This is a genomic window from Nocardia sp. NPDC056952 (assembly GCF_042674185.1).
In the GTDB taxonomy this organism is placed as follows: Bacteria; Actinomycetota; Actinomycetes; order Mycobacteriales; family Mycobacteriaceae; genus Nocardia.
In genome coordinates, this window is the sequence record NZ_JBHURA010000002.1 from 853718 (window position 1) to 874022 (window position 20305).

General features: G+C 67.6%; 24 protein-coding genes and 2 tRNA genes. 12 read left to right on the forward strand and 14 right to left on the reverse strand.

Annotated elements, in window-relative coordinates; translation table 11 throughout:
* The first annotated feature begins 12 nt into the window (after positions 1-12).
* On the forward strand, positions 13-246 hold the full coding sequence (locus ACFTS5_RS11165) for a DUF3618 domain-containing protein (RefSeq protein WP_378629848.1): 234 nt from the start codon (positions 13-15) through the stop codon (positions 244-246).
* A 67-nt stretch (positions 247-313) separates the two neighbouring features.
* Here ACFTS5_RS11165 and ACFTS5_RS11170 read toward each other — a convergent pair whose 3' ends face one another.
* Both ACFTS5_RS11170 and ACFTS5_RS11175 read right to left on the reverse strand, forming a co-directional pair.
* A complete protein-coding gene (locus tag ACFTS5_RS11170; protein WP_378629849.1) occupies positions 314-610 on the reverse strand; it encodes an excalibur calcium-binding domain-containing protein in 297 nt (98 codons plus the stop codon).
* A gap of 134 nt (positions 611-744) precedes the next feature.
* Positions 745-1722, reverse strand: a complete 978-nt coding sequence (locus ACFTS5_RS11175) for a pirin family protein (RefSeq protein ID WP_378629850.1) — start codon at positions 1720-1722, stop codon at positions 745-747.
* A 71-nt stretch (positions 1723-1793) separates the two neighbouring features.
* Here ACFTS5_RS11175 and ACFTS5_RS11180 point away from each other — a divergent pair, with 71 nt between their 5' ends.
* The 4 genes from ACFTS5_RS11180 (at position 1794) to ACFTS5_RS11195 (ending at position 4161) form a co-directional block, all read left to right on the forward strand.
* Positions 1794-2258: a MarR family winged helix-turn-helix transcriptional regulator gene (locus ACFTS5_RS11180; RefSeq protein WP_378629852.1), complete on the forward strand. Its 465-nt coding sequence runs from the start codon at positions 1794-1796 to the stop codon at positions 2256-2258.
* A gap of 65 nt (positions 2259-2323) precedes the next feature.
* The gene (locus ACFTS5_RS11185; protein ID WP_378629854.1) at positions 2324-3172 is read left to right on the forward strand and encodes a hypothetical protein; all 849 of its coding nucleotides are present in this window, start codon (positions 2324-2326) and stop codon (positions 3170-3172) included.
* 27 nt (positions 3173-3199) lie between these two features.
* Complete coding sequence (locus tag ACFTS5_RS11190; RefSeq protein WP_378629856.1) at positions 3200-4006, forward strand: alpha/beta fold hydrolase; 807 nt, start codon at positions 3200-3202, stop codon at positions 4004-4006.
* Positions 4007-4029: 23 nt separating this feature from the next.
* A complete protein-coding gene (locus ACFTS5_RS11195) occupies positions 4030-4161 on the forward strand; it encodes a hypothetical protein (RefSeq protein ID WP_378629857.1) in 132 nt (43 codons plus the stop codon).
* 5 nt (positions 4162-4166) lie between these two features.
* Here the strand turns inward: ACFTS5_RS11195 and ACFTS5_RS11200 are convergent, their stop codons facing one another.
* Positions 4167-5060, reverse strand: a complete 894-nt coding sequence (locus ACFTS5_RS11200) for a LysR family transcriptional regulator ArgP (protein WP_378629859.1) — start codon at positions 5058-5060, stop codon at positions 4167-4169.
* Between the two features lie 72 nt (positions 5061-5132).
* On the opposite strand from ACFTS5_RS11200, the gene ACFTS5_RS11205 reads away from it, so the two are divergent.
* A complete protein-coding gene (locus tag ACFTS5_RS11205; RefSeq protein ID WP_378629861.1) occupies positions 5133-5753 on the forward strand; it encodes a LysE/ArgO family amino acid transporter in 621 nt (206 codons plus the stop codon).
* A gap of 9 nt (positions 5754-5762) precedes the next feature.
* Here the strand turns inward: ACFTS5_RS11205 and ACFTS5_RS11210 are convergent, their stop codons facing one another.
* The 3 genes from ACFTS5_RS11210 to ACFTS5_RS11220 form a co-directional block, all read right to left on the reverse strand.
* The gene (locus ACFTS5_RS11210; RefSeq protein WP_378629863.1) at positions 5763-6101 is read right to left on the reverse strand and encodes a hypothetical protein; all 339 of its coding nucleotides are present in this window, start codon (positions 6099-6101) and stop codon (positions 5763-5765) included.
* A 75-nt stretch (positions 6102-6176) separates the two neighbouring features.
* Positions 6177-6806, reverse strand: a complete 630-nt coding sequence (locus ACFTS5_RS11215; RefSeq protein WP_378629865.1) for a transglycosylase SLT domain-containing protein — start codon at positions 6804-6806, stop codon at positions 6177-6179.
* A 496-nt stretch (positions 6807-7302) separates the two neighbouring features.
* Complete coding sequence (locus ACFTS5_RS11220; RefSeq protein ID WP_378629866.1) at positions 7303-8274, reverse strand: LysR family transcriptional regulator; 972 nt, start codon at positions 8272-8274, stop codon at positions 7303-7305.
* Between the two features lie 117 nt (positions 8275-8391).
* Here ACFTS5_RS11220 and ACFTS5_RS11225 point away from each other — a divergent pair, with 117 nt between their 5' ends.
* On the forward strand, positions 8392-9423 hold the full coding sequence (locus tag ACFTS5_RS11225; protein WP_378629867.1) for an MFS transporter: 1032 nt from the start codon (positions 8392-8394) through the stop codon (positions 9421-9423).
* Positions 9420-9566 carry a hypothetical protein gene (locus ACFTS5_RS11230; RefSeq protein ID WP_378629868.1) on the forward strand — a complete coding sequence of 49 codons (147 nt, stop codon included), beginning with the start codon at positions 9420-9422 and terminating at the stop codon, positions 9564-9566. Before ACFTS5_RS11225 ends, ACFTS5_RS11230 begins: the two co-directional genes overlap by 4 nt.
* Positions 9567-9652: 86 nt before the next feature.
* Here the strand turns inward: ACFTS5_RS11230 and ACFTS5_RS11235 are convergent.
* A tRNA-Lys gene (locus tag ACFTS5_RS11235) sits at positions 9653-9728 on the reverse strand.
* Between the two features lie 316 nt (positions 9729-10044).
* Between ACFTS5_RS11235 and ACFTS5_RS11240 the strand changes: the two genes are divergently transcribed.
* Positions 10045-11253, forward strand: a complete 1209-nt coding sequence (locus tag ACFTS5_RS11240) for an Ig-like domain-containing protein (protein WP_378629870.1) — start codon at positions 10045-10047, stop codon at positions 11251-11253.
* A 69-nt stretch (positions 11254-11322) separates the two neighbouring features.
* Here the strand turns inward: ACFTS5_RS11240 and ACFTS5_RS11245 are convergent, their stop codons facing one another.
* Both ACFTS5_RS11245 and ACFTS5_RS11250 read right to left on the reverse strand, forming a co-directional pair.
* Positions 11323-11667 (reverse strand): hypothetical protein, encoded by a 345-nt coding sequence (locus ACFTS5_RS11245; RefSeq protein WP_378629871.1) that lies wholly within the window; start codon positions 11665-11667, stop codon positions 11323-11325.
* Positions 11668-11776: 109 nt separating this feature from the next.
* Positions 11777-11947, reverse strand: coding sequence for a hypothetical protein (locus ACFTS5_RS11250; protein ID WP_378629872.1), 171 nt, complete (start codon positions 11945-11947; stop codon positions 11777-11779).
* Positions 11948-11972: 25 nt separating this feature from the next.
* On the opposite strand from ACFTS5_RS11250, the gene ACFTS5_RS11255 reads away from it, so the two are divergent.
* Entirely contained in the window at positions 11973-12497 is a 525-nt protein-coding gene (locus ACFTS5_RS11255; RefSeq protein ID WP_378629873.1) for a CGNR zinc finger domain-containing protein, read from the forward strand.
* 93 nt (positions 12498-12590) lie between these two features.
* On the opposite strand, the gene ACFTS5_RS11260 is transcribed toward ACFTS5_RS11255, so the two are convergent.
* The 3 genes from ACFTS5_RS11260 to orn form a co-directional block, all read right to left on the reverse strand.
* Positions 12591-13901 (reverse strand): FAD-binding oxidoreductase, encoded by a 1311-nt coding sequence (locus ACFTS5_RS11260; RefSeq protein WP_378629875.1) that lies wholly within the window; start codon positions 13899-13901, stop codon positions 12591-12593.
* Positions 13902-13990: 89 nt separating this feature from the next.
* Positions 13991-14063: transfer RNA gene (locus ACFTS5_RS11265), tRNA-His, on the reverse strand.
* 55 nt (positions 14064-14118) lie between these two features.
* Positions 14119-14757 carry an oligoribonuclease gene (gene orn / locus ACFTS5_RS11270; RefSeq protein WP_266298291.1) on the reverse strand — a complete coding sequence of 213 codons (639 nt, stop codon included), beginning with the start codon at positions 14755-14757 and terminating at the stop codon, positions 14119-14121.
* 197 nt (positions 14758-14954) lie between these two features.
* Between orn and ACFTS5_RS11275 the strand changes: the two genes are divergently transcribed.
* Positions 14955-16682, forward strand: coding sequence for a helicase HerA-like domain-containing protein (locus ACFTS5_RS11275; RefSeq protein ID WP_378629876.1), 1728 nt, complete (start codon positions 14955-14957; stop codon positions 16680-16682).
* 55 nt (positions 16683-16737) lie between these two features.
* Here ACFTS5_RS11275 and ACFTS5_RS11280 read toward each other — a convergent pair whose 3' ends face one another.
* Both ACFTS5_RS11280 and cmrA read right to left on the reverse strand, forming a co-directional pair.
* The gene (locus ACFTS5_RS11280) at positions 16738-18027 is read right to left on the reverse strand and encodes a diaminopimelate decarboxylase family protein (protein ID WP_378629877.1); all 1290 of its coding nucleotides are present in this window, start codon (positions 18025-18027) and stop codon (positions 16738-16740) included.
* 142 nt (positions 18028-18169) lie between these two features.
* Positions 18170-18973, reverse strand: a complete 804-nt coding sequence (gene cmrA / locus ACFTS5_RS11285; RefSeq protein ID WP_378629878.1) for a mycolate reductase — start codon at positions 18971-18973, stop codon at positions 18170-18172.
* A gap of 109 nt (positions 18974-19082) precedes the next feature.
* Here cmrA and ACFTS5_RS11290 point away from each other — a divergent pair, with 109 nt between their 5' ends.
* Positions 19083-20243: a phosphotransferase enzyme family protein gene (locus tag ACFTS5_RS11290; RefSeq protein ID WP_378629880.1), complete on the forward strand. Its 1161-nt coding sequence runs from the start codon at positions 19083-19085 to the stop codon at positions 20241-20243.
* Positions 20244-20305 lie beyond the last annotated feature (62 nt).

The following is a 20305-nucleotide window of genomic DNA, read 5'->3' on the forward strand; positions in this document are numbered from 1 at the left end:
ATATACCTGGAGGTGACGGTGGCCAAGGACGACACCGACCGGATCGAACGCGAGATCGAGATCGCGCGTACCCGGTTGGCGACCACGCTCGACGAACTGGCGGTGCGCGCGGATCCGCAACGGATCGCGGAAGACACCAAGACGATGGTGGTCGCCAAGTTGAACGAGCCGAAGGTCAAATACACGCTGATCGGAGCGGGCGCCCTCGTGGCCGGCCTGGTTCTGATCAAGATCTTCCGCCGCTGAATCAGCCGGCCGGACAACAAAAAACACCCGATGTGCCAACGAGTCACATCGGGTGTTTTTTCTGTCTTTACTGCGTGGGGCAGGCCAGGCCGTCGCCATCGGGATCGAGGTGCGGCGAGTAGCCCGGCTCGCCACGGAACAGCGGCGCGCGTCCTGCGGCCATCGCGTCGTCGCAGCTGCGGAACGCGCCACCGGCCGAGCCGGACTGGACCAGGTTGGCCGAGCCGGTCGCGCCGAGGATGGAGTCGAAGCTGGACGAACCGGTGCCCGCCGAGCCCGATACCGGGTCGGCGTGGGAGACGGGAGCGGCGATCAGGGCGAGCCCTACGGCGGCAAGGCTGACGGTGAGCCGACGAACGTTCATGAATTCCTCTATGTCTGCTGCGGTTCGGGTGTGGTCACGGCCACGATGTGGCCGGTAGCCCCGTCCACCTTTGTGACGGGGCGACCGATTGTCAACCGCACGCGACCCGAGGATTCGCCGGGAGTCTCGGTCGGTTATTCACCCAGTCTGCGCCCGGTCAGGTGTTCGGCCGGGATGGTGCCCATGCGACCCGCGTTGAAATCCTCCATCGCCTCGATGATTTCCTCCCGAGTGTTCATCACGAACGGCCCGTATTGAATCACCGGTTCGCGCAACGGAGTTCCGCCGAGTAGCAGGACCTCGAGGTCGCCGGTGGTGCTGTGCTGGGTGAGATCGGCGGTCAGGGTGAGGGCGTCGCCCTTGCCGAAGACCACCAGCTGCCCGGCGCTGATCGGCCTGCGATCGACGCCGACCGTGCCGCTGCCCGACAGCACATAGGCCATCGCGGTGAAGTCCTTCGGCCACGGCGTCTCCAGCTGGGCGCCGGGGACGAGCGAGGCGTGCGCGTAGGCGATCGGGGTGTAGGTGGAACCGGGGCCGGAGAAACCGGCGAACTCACCCGCGATGACGCGCACGAGCGCGCCGCCGTCGTGCGAGCTCACCAGGGTCAGTTCGCTCGCTCGCAGGTCCTGGTAGCGCGGGGTGGCGAATTTGTTCGCCCGCGGCAGGTTCACCCACAGCTGGATTCCGTGGAACGTGCCGCCGGAGATGACGAGCTTCTCCTCGGGCAGTTCGTCGTGCAGCATGCCGGAGCCCGCGGTCATCCACTGGGTGTCGCCCTCGCCGATGACGCCGCCGCCACCTTGGGAATCGTGGTGGACCATGGTGCCGTCGAGCATGTAGGTGACGGTTTCGAAGCCGCGGTGCGGGTGCCACGGCGCGCCCTTGGCCGCATACGGCTCGTAGGCGACCGGGCCCATCTGGTCGAGCAGGATGAACGGGTCGGCCGAGCGCAGGTCGACGCTGGGGAACGGCCGGGTCACCTCGAATCCGGCGCCCTCCTGCTGGCGCGCGGCGGTGACGATCTGGCGGACCGGTCGCTGGGTCTCGGTGACATCGGGACGGGGCAGCCGGGGCAGCACCATGATGTCGTCGACGGTGATAGCTGGCATGGGGTGCCTCCTGGGAGCTTCGACAGGCAGTTGGTTTCCATGTCAACCAACAGAGTCCTAGAATCATTCCCGTGCCCAGATGGTTGTCCGAAGAAGAGCAGCAGACATGGCAGTCCTACATCCTCATGCGTCAGCGACTCGACGCCGTCCTGGCCGCGGGCCTGGGCGAATACGGACTGTCGATGGCCGACTACGAGCTGCTGGTCCCGCTGTCGGCGGCGCCCGACGGATGCCTGCGGGCCAAGGACCTGGCCGCCCAGGTCTGCTGGGACAAGTCCCGGTTGTCCAAGCATGTGGCCCGGATGGCCGCTCGCGGACTCGTCGATCGAGTGCAGGCCGAGGACGACGCGCGCGGAATCGTCGTGTCGCTGACCGAGGCCGGACGCACGGTGTTGCGCGAGGCCGCGCCCGAGCATGTCGAATTGGTGCGGGAGCTGTTCGTCGACCGGATGACCGACGCGGAAAGCACGGCGATCCGCTCGCTGGCGGGCAAGGTGATCGCGGCGAGTGAGGCCCGAAGCGATTCGGCCGGTTAACGATTCAGGCCACCGACCCGATGCGCAGTAGACAGGGCTCGAACTTCGCACGCAGGGGTGGTGGCATGAAGGCAGCCGGATTCATCGTGTCAATGGGCATGCTGTGTGCGTTGTCGGTCGCGGGATGCTCGACCGAAGACGGCACCGCGCAACCGGCGACGACGACCGCCCGAGGTGGCTCGTGGGGTTCGGGTGTGCCCGCCACCGAACTGCCCGGCGCGGGCGGTCCGACAACCGCCCCGGTTCAGCCGCCGGTGATCACCGTCGACCCGACGACGCCGGGCCCTCGCCCGACCGGTCAGGGCGCACCGAGCAGCCTCCCCGGCACCACCGCGCCCCGGCCACCGGTCGCGACCGATGTCGTCTCGCTGGTCGCCGTCGACGCCGCGGGTCAGCCGGTCAACGGTTTCACCTTGGCCGACCCCACGCCGGTCGGCGTCCTCGACTGCTCCCACATGTCGCCGAGCCGCTCGGCCACCACCGCGGGCGTCTACGAATGCGGTGCGTCCGCCGACTCGGCCAACGTGTGCTGGGCGGCCCCCGACAAGGCATCCCTGCTGTGCGCGAACGATCCGTGGCAGCGCGGACTGCGCCGGTATACCGTCGACCCACCGGTCGCCGATATCGGCGAAACCGCGTCGCCCGAGCCGTGGGCACTCGAACTGGCCGACGGCCGCCACTGCCGCATCCGCGTCGGCGGCGCCTGGGGCGGTCGCTCCGACGGTCTGGTCGGGGCCTACTCCTGCGACGGCGGCAACGACGTCGTCCTCCAGCCGTCCACCGCCCGCACCGCCATCGACACCTCGACCAGCACCTGGCTGGTGAAGATCGGGCCACTCGGATCCGGCGCACCCGACTTCCCCGCTCCCGCGACTGTCGCCGTTCGCACCGCCTACTTCGCCGCGGTGAACTGAGGCGGTTGCGTGGCGGTACGTTGAGATATGCCCATCGCCTCGCTCAACGGCATCCAGCTCAGCTACGACGTCACCGGTTCGGGACCGCTTGTCCTGCTCGTGATGGGTAGCGGGAGTCCTGGACGTGTCTGGCGCACCTATCAGGTGCCTGCCCTGGTCAAGGCGGGGTTCACCGTCGCCACTGTCGACAATCGGGGGATCGCGCCGTCATCGGAGTCCGCTGCGGGGATCACCATGGCGCAGCTGGTCGGTGATACCGCCGCGCTGATCGAGCACCTCGGGGCTCCGGCGCATGTGGTCGGCACCTCGATGGGGTCGCGGATCGTCGCCGAACTCGCGCTGGCTCGGCCGGAGTTGCTGCGCCGGGCGGTCATGTTCGCCGCCACCGCGCGTCCGCATCCGGTGACGAGCACCCTCAGCAAGGGCGAGCAGGCGTTGTTCGACAAGGGGATTCAGCTGCCGCCGGAATACGCGGCCGCAGTCAAGGCGATGATCAATCTGTCGCCACACACCCTGGCTGATCCGGCCAAGGCGCAGGAGTGGCTCGATATCTTCGAATTCACCTCGGGGAAGGGAACTCCCGGCACCCGGGCGCAAGCGGGAATGGATCGGTCGCAGGACCGGCGGCAGGCCTATCGGGGGATCTCGGTGCCCAGCTTGGTGGTGGGGTTCGCCGATGATCAGATGGTGCCGCCGCGGTTCTGCCGGGAGGTCGCCGAAGCGATCCCGACGGCCACCTATGCCGAGATCGAACGGTGTGGGCACTACGGGTATCTGGAGCGGCCCGATGAGGTCAACCGCATCCTGATCGAATTCCTCTCCGCTGCTAGCTGATTCACCACTCACAAGGATCTTCGATGACTGATTCGCCGAACTGCCCCGCCTGTGACGACAAGTTCACCTATCGGGAGATGAACGGAACGTGGGTGTGTACCAACTGCGCCAATCAGTGGGGACTGAGCCTGGTCCCGGATCTCGACGACGCGTGAGCCGGTCAGTTCGTCGCCAGCGCTGACGCGGCGGCCGCGGCGATCGCGGTGGCGACGGCGGCGAGGGCGGGGGAGTGCAGCTTCCACTGCTGCCAGTACAGCGGGACATCGATGTGGGAATCACCGTCGATGTTGACCAGAGTGCCTGCGGTGCGGTCTTTCCCGGTTTGCAGGTCGGGCAGCATGCCCCAGCCGAGGCCGAGCCGCACCGCGTCGGCGAACGCGCTCGACGAGGGCACGTAATGACCCGGCGGATCGACCTGGCGCCGGGTGCGCCGGCGTAGCTGGCGGAACTGGAGATCGTCTTTGCGATCGAAGTGCACGACGGGCGCGTGGGCATACGCGGCGGCGGTCGGGCCGTCGGGGAACCAGGTGCGGACGAACCGCGGTGTCGCCGTGGGGCGGTAGCGCATGGCGCCCAGCGGAGTCACCGTGCAGCCCTGCACCGGTGTGGCGGTGGCGGTGATCGCGGCGGTCACCGTGCCGTCGCGCAGCAACCGGGTGGTGTGTTCCTCGTCTTCGCGGTGCAGGTCGAAGGTGATCCCGGCGGGCACGCTCGCGAGCGCGGGCATCACCCACGATTCGAGGGAGTCGGCGTTGACGGCGATCGGGATGCGAATCGGCCGGTCGGCGGGGCGGTCGGCATCGCCGAGTTCGCGCACGGTGTCGCCCGCGAGCAATTCCACCTGCCGGGCCAGGCGCAGCACCGCGAGTCCGGATTCGGTGGGGCACACCGGTTTCGAGCGTTGCACCAGCACGCGTCCCGCCGATTCCTCCAATGCCTTGATCCGCTGGCTGATGGCCGACGGGGTGAGATTGAGCCGACGGGCGGCCGCGTCGAACGTGCCCTCGGTGAGGACGGCGTTGAGGGCGCGCAACTGGTCCAGCTGGAAATCCACTTAAGTGACTCTAATGGTTGTGAAGAATCATTAGCTGGACTGAAAATTGACGGCCTCTTAACGTCGAGAGCTGTGACGGCATCATCGGCGGCGTCGGCCGCCCTCTCCGGATTGGGCTTCGGGCTCTCGCTCATCGTGGCCATCGGCGCGCAGAACGCGTTCGTGCTGCGCCAGGGGGTGCGTGGGCAGCACGTGTTGCCGGTGATCGCGGTGTGCGCGGTGTCCGACATCGTGTTGATCGGCGCGGGCGTGGCCGGGTTCGGGGCGGTCGTCGAGTCGTTTCCGGCGGTGCTGACCATCGCCCGGTACGCGGGGGCGGCCTTTCTGGTCGGCTACGCGCTGCTGGCGGCCCGGCGTGCCCTCGGTTCGTCGACCCTGATCGCCGACGCGGCGGGTGCCTCGGTGGCCGTCGGTGCGTCCGTGCTCACCTGTCTGGCGCTGACCTGGCTCAATCCGCACGTGTATCTCGACACGCTGGTCCTGCTCGGTTCCTTCGCCAGCACCTACGCGACGCCCGACCGCTGGTTCCTGGCCGCGGGGGCCATGCTCGCCAGCGTCCTGTGGTTCGGCGCCCTCGGCTACGGTGCCCGTCGGCTCGGTCCGCTCTTCGCGCGCCCGAGCGCGTGGCGTGTCCTGGATTCGCTGATCGCCGTGGTCATGCTCGCGCTGGCCGTCGGGCTGCTGCTCGCCTGAGGCGCGGCGCTAGGACTCCCACGGCTTCACCGGGGGCTTGACCCACAGCAGCTTCTCGTCGGCGTGGGTGCGCACCGCGGCGGCGTGCTCGGGGTTGCGGGCCGCCCAGGCGTCCTTCTGGTCGAGGAGGTCGGCGACCACCTGCCAGGTCTCGCCGGTGCTCGGCGGATTGGTGTCGGCGGCGCGGGCCAGCTTGCGCAGGGTGGCCGCGGGCAGGGCGAGCAGTTCGGCGCTGCGGATATCGCGTGACCACACGTAGGCGGCCATGCGGCGGGCCTTGGCGACGCGGCTGGCGGTGGCCGCGTCGGAATGCGCGTGATCGGGTGCCTGATCGGCGCTGTCTGGCACGACGGCGATTCTACGACGGAACGCCCGCGCTCCGGTCGGCGATGACCGGGGCGCGGGCGTTCACCCTCAGGTTGCTCAGTAAGCGGAGTTGACGTTGTCCATGGAGCCGTAGCGCTGCGCCGCGTAGTTGCAGGCCGCGACGATGTTGGCCACGGGGTTCCAGACGTCGAAGGGGGTGCCCTCGACGTGGTAGGTCGCGAAGGTGGGGTCGATCACCTGGAGCAGGCCCTTGGAGGGGATGCCCATCGCGGCGTTGGAGTCCCACAGGTTGATCGCCTGGGGGTTGCCGGTCGACTCGCGCATGATGTTGCGGTGGATGCCCTCGTAGCTGCCGGGGATGCCCTTGGCGGCCATGATGTCGAGCGCTTCGGTGATCCAGCCGTGCAGGTTGTCCTCGTAGGACTTCACCTCGGGCATCGGGGCCGGGGCGGCATCGGGAGCCGGGGCGGCCTCCGGTGCCGGGGCGGGAGCGGCCTGCGGCGCGGGCGCCGGGATGGCCTGGATGGCGGGGGCGGCGCCGACGGCGGGGATGTTCTCCGCCTGCTCGACGACCATGGCGGCACGCTCGGGAACGCTGTCGTCGGCGAACGAGACGGCGGAGGACGCTGCTACGGCGACCAGACCGACCGCGGCGACTGCCACGGTGAACGCCTCACGGCGCGAGCGACGGCCGATAACGGTGCTGAGCTTGTCTTTGTTGAGCATTGCTTTTCTGTTCCTTCATCTCTGTCTGGCGACGCAGGCCCTGCATCAGGGCGCGATGGATCGCGCAGCGCGCACGGGAGTACACGCCGGTCAGGCGATGCGTTGTTTCTGTCTGTATGGGAAGGTGCGACACTGTCGGGGGACGAACGCTCGATGGCAGTTCATCGCTGGCGCCGCACGGTGCTCCACAGCTGGCTGCGGGGAGACCACGCGCTGTTCGGTGCTATCGGAGGTTGGATACTTCCGGGCTAACCAAACCGCAGGTCCGTTTGTGACCTGATGACAGAATGGTCACGACGGGTTAACGCAAGGTGAACGAAACCTGAACGGCAAACGTTGCCGATCTTGGTTCATTGCCGGGCAGTTGCAGAATCGTTATGTATGCAGGAGGTTTGCGACTCTGATCTGCGTGGCGGCCGTCACAGAAAAAGTTTGCCCGAATCAGGTTTCGCGGGGGTTTGCGCAGCTCGAGGCGGTTCGAATCGGGGCCTGAGCGCTAATCTGCCGGATTGTCCATGGCGGTCCGATAACGACGTCGTGACCGTTGCCCGGCGACCGTGGCTATCACCTCTCGCAGACCGGCCATGCGGGGCTCGTCCGCCTCGCTCGAACGCCATACGATGCCGAAAGTGCAGTCGGCAAGTGCGTCGACCGGCACGAAGCGCAGGTCGGGGCGTGGGTACAACTGCGCGGCAGAGGCAGGGACGAAGGCGACCGCGCCGGTCAGTGCGACGGTCGCGAGCATCGACTCGAACGTCGTGCCCGTGGCCGTGGCATAGCGAACGGCTCGGCCGTCGGGCCGCGGGTCGGCGGTCCAATACGCACGTCCCTCCGGGAACGACTCGGGCACCATCGTGACGACCGCATGGTGTGCGAGATCGGCCAGGCGTAGCGACTCTCGTCGCGCCAGCGGATCCGTAGCGGCCAGGCAGGCAACCCGGCGCTCGACCACGAGTGGCACGACGTGCAGATGCGACGGAACAGGCACGTGGACGAACGCCGCATGAATGTCACCGCGCTCCAGCGCTGCCAACTGCTCGGTGAACGTGTCGATCACCTGCACACGAGGGCCCAGTTCCGGAAAACGTGTCGATATTCCATCGATGATCTGGCGGGTCGGGCCGAGTGCCGTAAAACTCTCACATACCCCGATCCGCAATATTCTCGCCTCTGTCGAGGCGTGATTCGCCATTTCTCTCAACTGCTCCGAGGAATCCACTATCGAACGAGCCAGCGGTAGCAATTCCAGCGCGATAGGAGTGAGTTCTACCCGTCTGCTGGTTCGATCGAAGAGCCGAACTCCCAATCGTTGCTCCAGTGCCCGGATTTGCTGGCTGAGTGCGGGCTGGGTCAGGTAGACGCGGCGCGCTGCCCGGCCGAAATGCAGCTCCTCGGCGAGAACCAGCAGCAGGCGGAGTTGGTGGGGTGTGGGGTCGTCGCCCTGCAAGCTCGAGCCTGTCCCATCCATAACCCACACTCTATCGATGACGGCGAGATCCTGATAGTTACACCATTGTGAGGCATCGCCCAGGCTGGCAAGGTTTATTTCGCTGCCGCCACCGATCGATTAGCAGAAACAGGAATCATGCGACAAAGTGTTGCCGCACTCGTATTGTGCGTCTTCGGTATTACGACCGGTGAATTCGTGATCGCGGGAATCCTTCCCGACGTCGCGGCTGAACTAGGCGTCTCTATTTCGGCGGCCGGGCTTCTGGTGACCGCTTATGCCGTCGGAATGATCTTCGGTGGACCGGTCGTCACCGCGCTCACCGCGCGTTACTCGCGCAAACCGTTGATCAGCGTGCTGCTCGTGATCGCGGTGGCGGGCAACGTCGCCTCCGCGCTGGCGCCCTCCTATGAGTTCCTCTTCGTTGCCCGCGTTGTCACCGCGCTGGTCACCTCCACGTTCTTCGCGAACGCGATCGTCATCGCGACCTCGACCTCGCCGCCGGACAAGCAGGCGTCCACGGTCTCGAAGCTGGTCTTCGGGATGAACATCGCCATGGTGCTGGGTGCACCGATCGGGACGCTGCTGGGCAATCGGTTCGATTGGCGTACACCGTTTTTCGCGATTGCGGTGGTATGTGCTCTCGGCTTGGTGCTGGTTCTGCGCTCGGTCCCGGAGGTGGCGAATGCCGGCGGGTCGGCGTGGTCGGAATTGCGGGTGTTCCGCGATCGCGACGTTGCGCTGGCCATTGCCGTCACGGCGATCGGCAGTGCGGGCGTGCTGATGGTGTTCGTCTATGTCGCGCCGTTGCTGACCGATGTCGCGTCGTTCGCCTCCAGCGCTGTGGCGGTGATGCTCCTCGTCTACGGCCTCGGCGCCACGGTGGGCAACGTCGTCGGCGGCAGACTGTCCGACCGCTCACCGAAACGTGCGCAGCTCGGTCTGCTCGCGTTGCTGGCGTGTGCGTTGCTGCTGATGTGGGCGGTGAGCGGCCAGATCGTGCTCATCGGCGTGATGGTGTTCCTGGTGGGCGCACTCGGCTTCTCGGTGATCCCGGGAATGCAGGCGCGTGTCCTGAACACCGCGAGGCAGGCCCCGACGCTCGCTATCGCGGTCAACGCCTCGGCGTATCAGCCGCGGCCTTCGCGGGCTGGTTCGGCGGGCGGGTGATCGACTCCGCCGGACTGCGCGCCGTGTACCTGGTCGCCGCCGCTGTCACGGTCCTCGGTATCGCTGTCAGTGCTGCCGCATGGCGCCGTGACACTGCCGAGAGCAAGCGCGTCGCTCCAGCGGCGACCTCTGCCCCCTCGTGAGAGAGATCACCGAACGGTGACGGCCCATCCCTGGCGGTGAAACGAACGAAGCCTCTGACCGTTGGACCTGGTCAGAGGCTTCGTTGTGGTGCGCCATCAGGGACTTGAACCCCGAACCCGCTGATTAAGAGTCAGCTGCTCTGCCAATTGAGCTAATGGCGCATGTCTTTGTTCTTTGCCCCGTCTCCGGTGCGGAACAAACATTAGCAGGCCGTGGGGCGGAAAGTGAAATCGAGCGCTGACCAGCAACAATGCCGCACATCTGGCGTTGTTAACACCGACGACCTCCGGACCTATCTAACGATTGTGACTTGGTCGTGTCGCGGGGGCTTTCCCGTTGGAACCGGCCGGGCCAGCTGGCAGAATGGGCGAGACGTCGAGTTCGTAACGCCCCCCGCCTACACGGATGGCTCTAGCGATTCGGGTCGGTGGGATCTGCGGCGCACTGTAATCGCGTCGGTACGGAAACGGGGTTGACATGGGTAAGAAGCGGGGGCGACCTCGGTCGCTACGGACGATCGTTCCAGTGGTGCTGTTGGCGGTGTTCGCGCTCGGCGCGTCGGCCTGCTCGGCCGCGGAGGGCACCGGGGTGGAGGTGGCGATCGATCGCAACCCCCTCGCCGAGCTCATCAAGCCGAAGCTCGTTTCGACCATCAAGGACGGGCAGGTCGGCGTCTCGCCCGGCATGCCGATGGCCTTCCAGGTCGAGGACGGCAAGTTCACCGACGTCACGCTGACCAACCAGCAGGGCACCGCGGTGGCGGGTCAGCTGGCCGCGGACGGGCGCTCCTGGTCGACCGCCGAGGTGCTCGGCTACGGCAAGACCTACAAGCTCACGGCCTCGGCCATCGGGCTCGGTGGCGCGAACTCCTCGACGCTGAGCTTCACCACCAGCTCGCCGAAGAGCCAGACCAAGCCGTACCTGCTGCCCGGTGAGGGCGAAGTGGTCGGAATCGGTCAGCCGGTCGCGATCCAGTTCGACGAGAACATCCCCGATCGCCGTGCCGCCCAAGAGGCCATCAAGATCACCACCGAGCCCGCTGTCGAGGGCGCCTTCTACTGGGTGAACAATCGCGAAGTGCGGTGGCGCCCAGAGCATTACTGGACACCGGGCACCAAGGTGACCATCGATGTGAACGTCTACGGCAAGGACCTGGGCAAGGGCCTGTACGGCCAGGACAACATCCATTCGTTCTTCACCATCGGTGACGCGGTGGTCTTCACCGCCGACGACAACACCAAGCAGGTGGTGGTGGAGAAGAACGGTCAGGTGATCATGACCATGCCCACCTCGATGGGTAAGGACAGCACCCCCACCGACAACGGCGTCTACATCGTCAGCGACCGGCACGAGAAGATCATCATGGACTCCTCGACCTACGGTGTGGCGGTGAACTCGTCCGACGGATACCGCACGCCGGTCGACTACGCGACGCGAATCTCCTACAGCGGCATCTTCTTCCACTCGGCGCCGTGGTCGGTGGGGCAGCAGGGCTACTCCAATGCCAGTCACGGCTGCCTGAACCTGAGTCCGGCGAACGCGCGCTGGGTGTACGAGAACGCCAAGCGCGGTGACATCACTGTCATCAAGAACACGGTCGGCGGCACCCTGTCCGGTGTCGACGGGCTGGGTGACTGGAACATCGCGTGGCCGGAATGGAAGGCGGGCAACGCCGACGCTCCGTAGGCGCGCGACGCACGAAAAACGAAGGGGCACCGGATTTTCCGGTGCCCCTTCGTTGTGTCCGTGGACCGCTCAGAGCGGGGTGGGGAGTTCGCTGCAGTCCATCATCGCCTCGCCCGCGACCGCGAGCGCGCTACCGAAGGCGCCGCACAGAATGCGGCCGCCGAACAGCAGGCGGTCGAGGTTGGGCAGGCCGGCCGAGCCGGTACCGGAGGACCCGGTGGTTTCGACGCCGGTGGTGGAGCCGCTCTGCGCCGAACCGGATTCGGGCTGATCGCTCGGCAGGCCGAAGTCGCCGATGGGGGTCTCCGCCGTGAAGTCGGTGAGGGGCAGGCCGGGCGAGGCCGCGGCGGTCCCGGCGACGGGGCCGAGCACGGTGACGGCCGCGAGGACGGCGACGACGGTGGAACGCTTCATCAAGGGGTCTTTCCGGTCGAGCGCTGACGCGATGGCGAGATCTGCCCCACATCTGGGCAGCGGTCCAAAGTGTAGCGGTCAAACGTGACGTTCATCATGATGGTGCGAGTTATCCGGCGGCGGCCAGGCCCGGTTCGTCGCGATGGATCTCGGACGCGACGCTCAGGTGGTCGACGACCACCCTGCGCGCGCCGCAGCGGCAGCGTTGGTAGGCCACGACGCCCTCGCTGGTCCGGTGGCGTGACTCGATCTGCCAGGTGTGTGCGGGGTGGCTGTTCATGGTTCGAGTCTGATGTAATGGCATTGTGCATTACAACCATTACGGGCGTGAGCCGGTGCTGCTGGGCGTCGACCTGCTCAACGATCTGTGTTCGAACGCCGCGGAGTTGGCGCGACGCTGCGCGGCGGCGGGCTTGGTGCTGTCCACGCCGGTGTCCGACGGCGATCTGGCGTCGGTAACGGCCTTCCTGGGCCGCTGGCGGGGTGTGGTGGAGTGCGCGGATCGCACCGAACGTGCGGCCCGGCTCAACGTGTTGCTGGCCGAGTACGCCTCCGCGCCCCGCCTGACCGACCATGTGGGCGACGGCTGGCATCTACATTTCCGCGACCCGGGGGTGGCGACGGACCGCCAGATCGCGGCATTGATCACCGTCGGCACCGCCTTGCACCTGACCGGGCTCGGGATGGACCGTCTGGGCGCCTGCGAGGCCGACGGGTGCGCGCAGGTGTACGCCGACATTTCACGCAACGGCAGACAGCGCTTCTGTAGCCCGGCGTGCGCGAACCGGTCGGCCGTCCGACGGCACCGAGCGAACCGCGCAACCGCCTGACAACCGTCCAGCGGCGTTCACTCCCGTGCCCTTCGCCACTCCGGCGAACACGCTCGACCTGCGCCGTCGGCTGTGGACGGCGCGGATCGGTGGTCAGTTGTGGACGGGGAAGTTGGCGCGCACGACGTTTCGCGGATCGCGGTTGCGCTTGATCTCGCGGAGGCGGTCCAGGGTGGCAGTGTCGAAGGCGGCCTGGGCCGATTCACCCGGAGCGAGGAAGGTGTACGGCTTCTTGCCGGTGACGTGGGCGCCGAGGTTGTCGACGATAGTGCCGAAGGCTGCCTTGACGTCGTCGATCAGGTGGGGGAGGCCGAGGCCGAGCAGGTAGAGGGCGTAGGGCTCGGTGATCGGGCCGCGTGCTCCATGTTCACCGGTAGGTTCGGCTATCGCGCCCCCGAGGCCGCGGATCTGGATATTGAGCAGGGGCGCGACCGGGGCGTCGATGATCGTTTTGACTACCGCGTCACCCAGGTCGGTGAGCAGTTCGCCGCGCGAGAGCGACGGGCCGGGTTCGGTGGGTTCGGCGGTGATGGTGCCGATCCGGTCGGGGGTCATGGTGGCGCGGGTGTCGACGAGTGCGCCGGTGACAGTGTCGAGGCGGCTGGTCAGCTCGCGGCCACGCGCTTCGTCGCCGAGGTAGGCGAAGTCGATGGCGACTGTGGGTGCGGCGCCGGGGATCTGGTAGCGCTGTAGCCACACCGACAGTTCCGGCGGTGCATCGGTGGTGAGTTCGGTGAACACGTCGAACACCTCGCGGGTGCGCTCGGCCGGCCAACTCACCCGGCCGCCGTAGAGCCGTGGCAACTCGAACAGGTCGATGTCGAGCGCGGTGACGATCGCGAAGTCGCCACCACCGCCGCGTAGTGCCCAGAACAGCTCGGGGTCGGAGTCGGCGCTCACCCGGCCACGCTTGCCGTCGGCGTCGACGATCTCGAACGCTCGGACCGCGTCGGCGGCCCAACCGTGTTTACGGGCCAGCCAGCCGAATCCGCCGCCCAGGGTGTATCCGGTGACACCGACCACGGGGTTGCTGCCTGCAAGGCCGCTCAGGCCGTGTGCGGCGGCCGCTGCCTGGACGGCGCCCCACTGGGCGCCGGAGCCGATGTGGGCCACCCGCTGGGCCGGGTCGATGGCGACGGCGTTGAGTTCGGTGGTGCGCACGAGAATCGCGTCGTCGATGTCGCCGGTCGCGCCGTGGCCGGTCGGCTGGGTGACCACCGCACGGCCCGCGCGGTTGGCGTAGCGCACGACGGCCGCGAGGTCGTCGGCATCGGCGACCTCGACGACGGCGGCGACCGACTGGGCGATCGCGGTGTTCCAGGGACGGGCGGCGAGATCGAAGGTGGTATCACCCGGTAGGAGAACGTTTCCCCGGATATCGGTACGCAGGTCGTTGATGCTCATAGCCAGTAGACGATGCGGGAGCCGCGAGTGTGACATGTGTCCGGATAGCAAAGAAGGCCCGGTCCTTGTGGACCGGGCCTTCTCTTCGGGGTGACCGACGGGACTCGAACCCGCGACATCCAGGATCACAACCTGGTGCTCTACCAACTGAACTACGGTCACCATCACCGGTGAATCACCGGCGCCGTCGATATTAGCGTGTGTGGAGTGTCAACCCCTAATCCGCTGGTAGATGGCTCGAACCGGTGACATCCACGGCTTCGGTGGCCTCCTGGGCGGCCGCCGCGATCTCGGTGGTCGACGGCCCGGGCAGCGGCACGAAGGCGGTACGGCGGTAGTACTCGAGTTCGCGGATGGATTCCTTGATGTCGGCCAGCGCGCGGTGGGCCAGGCCCTTCTCCGGCTGACCGAAGTAGATGCGGGGGTACCAGCGTCGGCACAGTTCCTTGATCGAGCTCACGTCGACCATCCGGTAGTGCAGGTGCGCGTCCAGCTCCGGCATGTCGCGGGCGATGAAACCGCGATCGGTGCCGATGGAGTTACCGCACAGCGGCACCGTGCGCGCGGTGGGCGCGTACTCGCGGATGTAGTCGAGTACCTGCTGCTGGGCCTGCTCGAGAGTGACGGTGGACCGCCGAACCTCTTCGGTCAGACCGGACTTCGCGTGCATGGTGGCGACGACCGGTGGCATGCAGGCCAGGGCGGCGTCGTCGGCGTGGATGACGATGTCGACACCGTCACCGAGAATGTTGAGGTCGCTGTCGGTTACGAGCGCGGCGATCTCGATCAGCTTGTCGCTGTCGAGACGGAGCCCCGTCATTTCGCAATCCATCCAGACCAGGAGTTTGTCTGACACGGGAGTCACCCTAATGGTGGGCCCGTGAACCCGGTCGGCAGGTGTGTCGCGTGGGCGAGGCGGACCGGGTTTGCCGACGACATCCCCGGATGTTTGCCGACCGGGTGACGTGCCCGGATACAGTTTGCCTGGAATTGACCGCAGACGTTTCGAGCATTTCTTGCGTACGTGCCAGTGAGCAGACGGAGGACGCGCGAATGACCACCCCACAGGAGAAGGCGGCAGCGGCACGCAAGGCGGCCGAAGACGCGGCCAGAGTCGCCGCCGAGGCCATGGCGGCCGCGGAGGCCGCCGAGCAGGAAGCCGCGGCGGCGAGCGCGACACCGGCCACGGACAGTCAGCCGGCCGCCGAGGGCAGCGAATCCGATTCTGCGGGTGAGGAATCCGCCTCGAATCCGACGGCGTCCGGCGCGGCCGCGCAGATCGCCGAGGGCTACGCCTTCAGCGGACCCGCACTGGAACTCGGCACGGTGATGGTCGACGGCGTGGCTGATCCCGGTGCGCGCGTGCGTATTCCGCTGCGGATGATGAACCGGCACGGCCTCGTCGCGGGTGCGACCGGCACCGGCAAGACCAAGACCCTGCAGGGCATCGCCGAACATCTGTCCCGCGCGGGCGTTCCCGTGGTGATGGCCGACGTCAAGGGTGACCTGTCGGGCTTGAGCGAGCCGGGGGGCGACACCGAGAAGATCCGGGCGCGCGCGGCCGAGACCGGCGCGACCGACTGGGCGCCCGGTGCGTTCCCCACCGAGTTCGTCTCACTCGGCACCGGCGGCATCGGGGTGCCGATCCGGGCGACGATCACCTCGTTCGGACCGATCCTGCTCAGCAAGGTGCTCGGCCTCAACGACACCCAGGAATCGACGCTCGGCCTGATCTTCCACTGGGCCGATCAGCGCGGCCTCGCGCTGCTGGACCTGAAGGACCTGCGGGCGGTGATCACCCACCTCACCAGCCCCGAAGGCAAGGAAGACCTCAAGGGCATCGGTGGGGTGTCCTCGCAGACCGCCGGGGTGATCCTGCGGTCGCTGGTGAATCTGGAAGCCGATGGCGGCGACACGTTCTTCGGCGAACCCGAACTCGACCCGGCCGATCTGCTGCGCACCGCGGGCGGGCTCGGCGTGATCACGCTGTTCGAGCTCGGTCAGCAGGCGGCGCGGCCCGCGTTGTTCTCGACGTTTCTGATGTGGGTGCTGGCCGATCTGTTCCAGACGTTGCCCGAGGTGGGTGACGTGGACAAGCCGAAGCTCGTGTTCATCTTCGACGAGGCGCATCTGCTGTTCGCCGAGGCGTCGAAGGCGTTTCTGCAGCAGGTCGAGCAGACGGTGAAGCTGATCCGGTCCAAGGGCGTCGGCGTGTTCTTCTGCACCCAGTTGCCCACCGACATCCCCAACCCGGTGCTCTCCCAGCTCGGCGCCCGCGTGCAACACGCTTTGCGCGCCTTCACTCCCGACGATCAGAAGGCGCTGTCGAAGACGGTGCGCACCTACCCGAAGTCGTCGGTGTACGACCTGGAAGAGGCGCTCACCTCGCTCGGCACCGGTGAGGCCATCGTCACCGTGCTCTCCGAAACCGGTGCGCCGACGCCCGTCGCCTGGACCAAGATCGCGCCGCCGCGCTCGCTGATGGACACCATCGGCGACGAGGCGATCAAGTCCAAGGCCCTGTCGAGCGCGCTGCAGGGCAGATACGGGCAGAGCATCGACCGGGAATCGGCCTACGAGATGCTGCTCGCCAGCGTGGCGGCCGCCGAGCCGGTACCCGAATCCACCCCCGCGCCAGGGCGCTCGACGGCCCAGCAGGACGAGGATTCGGCCGCTGAACGGATCATGGCGAATCCGGCGGTGAAGAGTTTCCTCCGTTCGGCGGCGAGTGCGGCCGGGCGCGAGATCAGCCGCAGCATTTTCGGCACCCGCCGCCGGTGAGCGAGTGCGGCCCGTCGATCGGCGGGCCGCACTCCACGACTCCCGGGTCAGCCAGTCACCGCGCCAGCTCACGCATCAGCAGGTCGGCGGTCGTCTCGCGGCGGAGCAGCTGCTCGGTGCGGCCGTGGGCGACCGCGACCACCGGCGGCCTGCCCGCTGTTCGATATCCGGCCGCGCACGGGTGATAGGCACCGGTGCACGGCACCGCGAGGACCTCGCCGGCACGAAGATCCGCCGGAATCCGGACCTCTGCGGCGATGAGCCGGCCCGCGGCACCGTGCCTGCTCGCGACCGATGCGGCGAGCTGGGGTCCGGCCGGATGCCGGTTGACCACGAGCGCACTCACATCGTCGCGTCCGGCGGTATCCCCGTCGACGATGACGCACCTGCCGTCGGCGACCTCGGTGACGGCGAGCACCCGGTAGAGCGTGACACCCGCCCGCGCGACGATCGCACGCCCCGGTTCCATCGCGAGGACCGGGCGGGGGAAGTGGTGTCGGGCACAGCCCGCGTCGAGCGCGTCATCGAGGATGTCGGCGAGTTCGCGCAGGTTGAGCTCGGCGTCGCCGCCGCGCAGAGCCACCGCGTGCCCACCGCCGATATCGAGATGGGTCAGCAGGGCGCCGTGTTCGGCCTGGATCCAGGCCATCTCGGCGATCATCCGGCGGATCGCCTCGCCGTACAGGTCGGGGTCGTGGATCTGTGCGCCGAGGTGGCAGTGCAGTCCGGTCAGGATCAGCTTCGGCTGCGCGATGATCCGGGCCACGGCCGCCGCGCAGGAGTCGCTGCCGAGCGGGAACCCGAACCGCGAGCTGCCCGGCACCTCGATTCCGGGCGCCACCCGCAACAGCACCTGCTGTGGGCGGGTCACGAGCGAGGCGAGCAGGGTGATCTCGGTGAGCGTGGAGACCACGATGCGGCCGACCCCCGCGCCTACCGCGGCGCGGAGCTCGTCGAAGGGAGCCCCGTTGCCCTGCAGGACGATCCGGCGTGGGTCGATGCCCGCGGCGAGCGCCACCTCGAGTTCACCGGTCGAACCGACCTGCACGGCGAGGCCCTCCTCAGCGACCCAGCGGGCCACTGTGCGCAGCATCAGCGCGGTTCCCGCGTAGACGATCTCGGTGTCGGGGAAGTGCTTGCGGTAGGCGCGGCAGCGTTCCCGCACCTCGGTCTCGTCGATCACGCGCACCGGTGTGCCGTACTGGTCGGCGACGTCGTGCAGGGCCACGCCGCCGAGGGTGATCCGGCCGTCACCGTCGTAGTGGGTGTCGGCGGGCCACACCGCCGGGTCGAGTCGGGGGACCGCACTCGCACGCAGGGACGGGAAGATATCGAGCAACGTCACGGTGGTCTCCTCCAGGAGGACGCCCCCGCACTCGGACGGCGGGGCCACCTCAAGGACTACGCCGCTCGCGGCCGGCCGAACTCGGTCTTTACGGGTCCTTGACCGCCCGGCGACCGTTCCTGACGACTTGCTGACGTAGGTGTCAGCCGCCCAGCTTCTTGTAGAACGCGCCCGCGATCGGTGCGGTGAACGACCGGGGGCCGTAATTGCCCGCGACGCTCATGCCCTTGCTGATCAGGCCGGGGACGATGCGCATCTTGTTGCGGGCCAGCGCGTCGATGGAGACCTTCGCGGTGTACTCGGACGACACCCAGAGGAAGTCGGGGACCATCTTGTCGACGATCGACTGGTCTTCGGGGGCCGGGGTTTCGGTGCGGACGGGACCGGGCGCCAGCAGGGTGACGTTCACGCCGCTGCCCTTGAGCTCGCCGCGCAACGACTCCGAGAAGGTGTTCGCGAACGCCTTGGATGCCGCGTAGGTGGCGTTGTTCGGGATCGGCATATTGCCCGCCGCCGAACCGCTGATCAGGATCCCGCCCGCCTTGCGCTCGATCATGCCGGGCAGCACCGCCAGGGTCAGGTCGTGCACGGCGGTGGCGTTGAGTTCCATCTGCATGCGCTCGTAGGCGAAGTCGAGCTCGGCGACCGGCCCGAACGTCGCGATGCCCGCGTTGTTGCAGAGAACGGCGATATCGCGAACCGCGAGCTCGTCGACGAGGCCGGCCCGCTGGGTGCGATCGGCCAGGTCGACCGCTCGGACCTCGGCGGTGATGCCATGGGCCAGGGTCAACCGCTGGGCCAGCTCGGTGAGGATCTCACCGCGGCGCGCGACCAGGATCAGCGAATAGCCGCGCCCGGCCAGTTCGGCGGCCAGCGCGGTGCCGATGCCGGAGGACGCGCCGGTGACGACGGCACGATTGTCTGCAGTGGGGGAGGGCAAGCTCACGAGGGGAGCTTAGGGGATCGGCTACGGCCGTGCGGTGTCCGCATCGACGGGTGGCAGAGCGATGTGAGGGTTCGATGTCGACGGGCCCGCCACCATCGATACTGGACCGATGGCTGACGAGCAGGTGTTCGGGATGGGCGACGACCCGCTGGCCGAGCCGACGTGGCCCGCGCTCACCGACGACGAGATCGCTCGCGCGGTCGCCGAGACCTGGGGCGGTTCGCCCGCTGCGATCGAATGGCGGGGTGCGCGGCCGTTGTCGTCGACGGTGGGGGTGCGGTTGGACGGTGGGGATCGGCTCGTGGTGAAGCGGATGCCCGCACGATTGCGCGATGTGGTGGCGTTGGGTGAGGAGCATCGGTTCATCCGGCACCTGCGGGTTCGGGATATTCCGGTGCCAGAAGTGCGTGCCACCGTGGGGGATTGGGTGCTGTCCCCGCTGAGCCACGACCTCGGTCGTGGCTCCAGGGTGAGCGATGAGCCCGGCCGGCTCCGCGCCGGCGCGACAGGCGCGTTCGTCTACGAGGTGCATCGGGTGGGGATAGGGGAGGATCGGTATCGCGCGGACTTCTCCTGGTCGCCCTATCGCGACCGTGACGATGCGGGGAGCGCTGGGGTGATGCTCGGCCGATTGCATTCGGCCGCAGCAGATTTCGATGCACCGGCTCGACCCGCGCGACCGCTGCTGGCGAGCATGCACAATGACGTGGCGCGCGCCTTCGAATGGCACATCGCCCGACGGCCGTCGGTCGCCCGATTCCTCGGTGAGAGAGACTGGCGCGCTGACATTCCCCAGTTTCACGCCGACCTTTCCGGTGTCGCGCCACTGTGGACGCACGGGGACTGGCACGCGACGAACCTGCTGTGGAACGACCACGAGGTGACCTCGGTGATCGATTTCGGCCTGGCCGACCGGACGACGGCTGTCTTCGACCTCGCCACCGCCATCGAGCGCGCCGCCATCGACTGGATTTCGCTGCGTGACGGCGGACCCGCACACGTCCGAGCAGACCAGATCACCGCGCTGATCCAGGGATATCAATCGGTTCGACCGCTGTCGGTCGCCGAACAGCGCCTGCTCCCGGACCTGCTCCCGCTCGTGCACATCGGCTACGAACTCTCCGAAATCGACTACTTCCTGACCATCGCCCACGACCCACGAAACGCCGAAATCGCCTACTACGACTGGCTTCTCGGTCACCTGCGCTGGTACGAGACAGCAGAGGGTCGCGAACTACGCGATGTGATTCACGACGCCTCGCTGCGCTGACCGCGCCCGGCACCGCCGGCCGTATTTCCGGCGACACTCACCCCGGCCACCCCCCGACGACA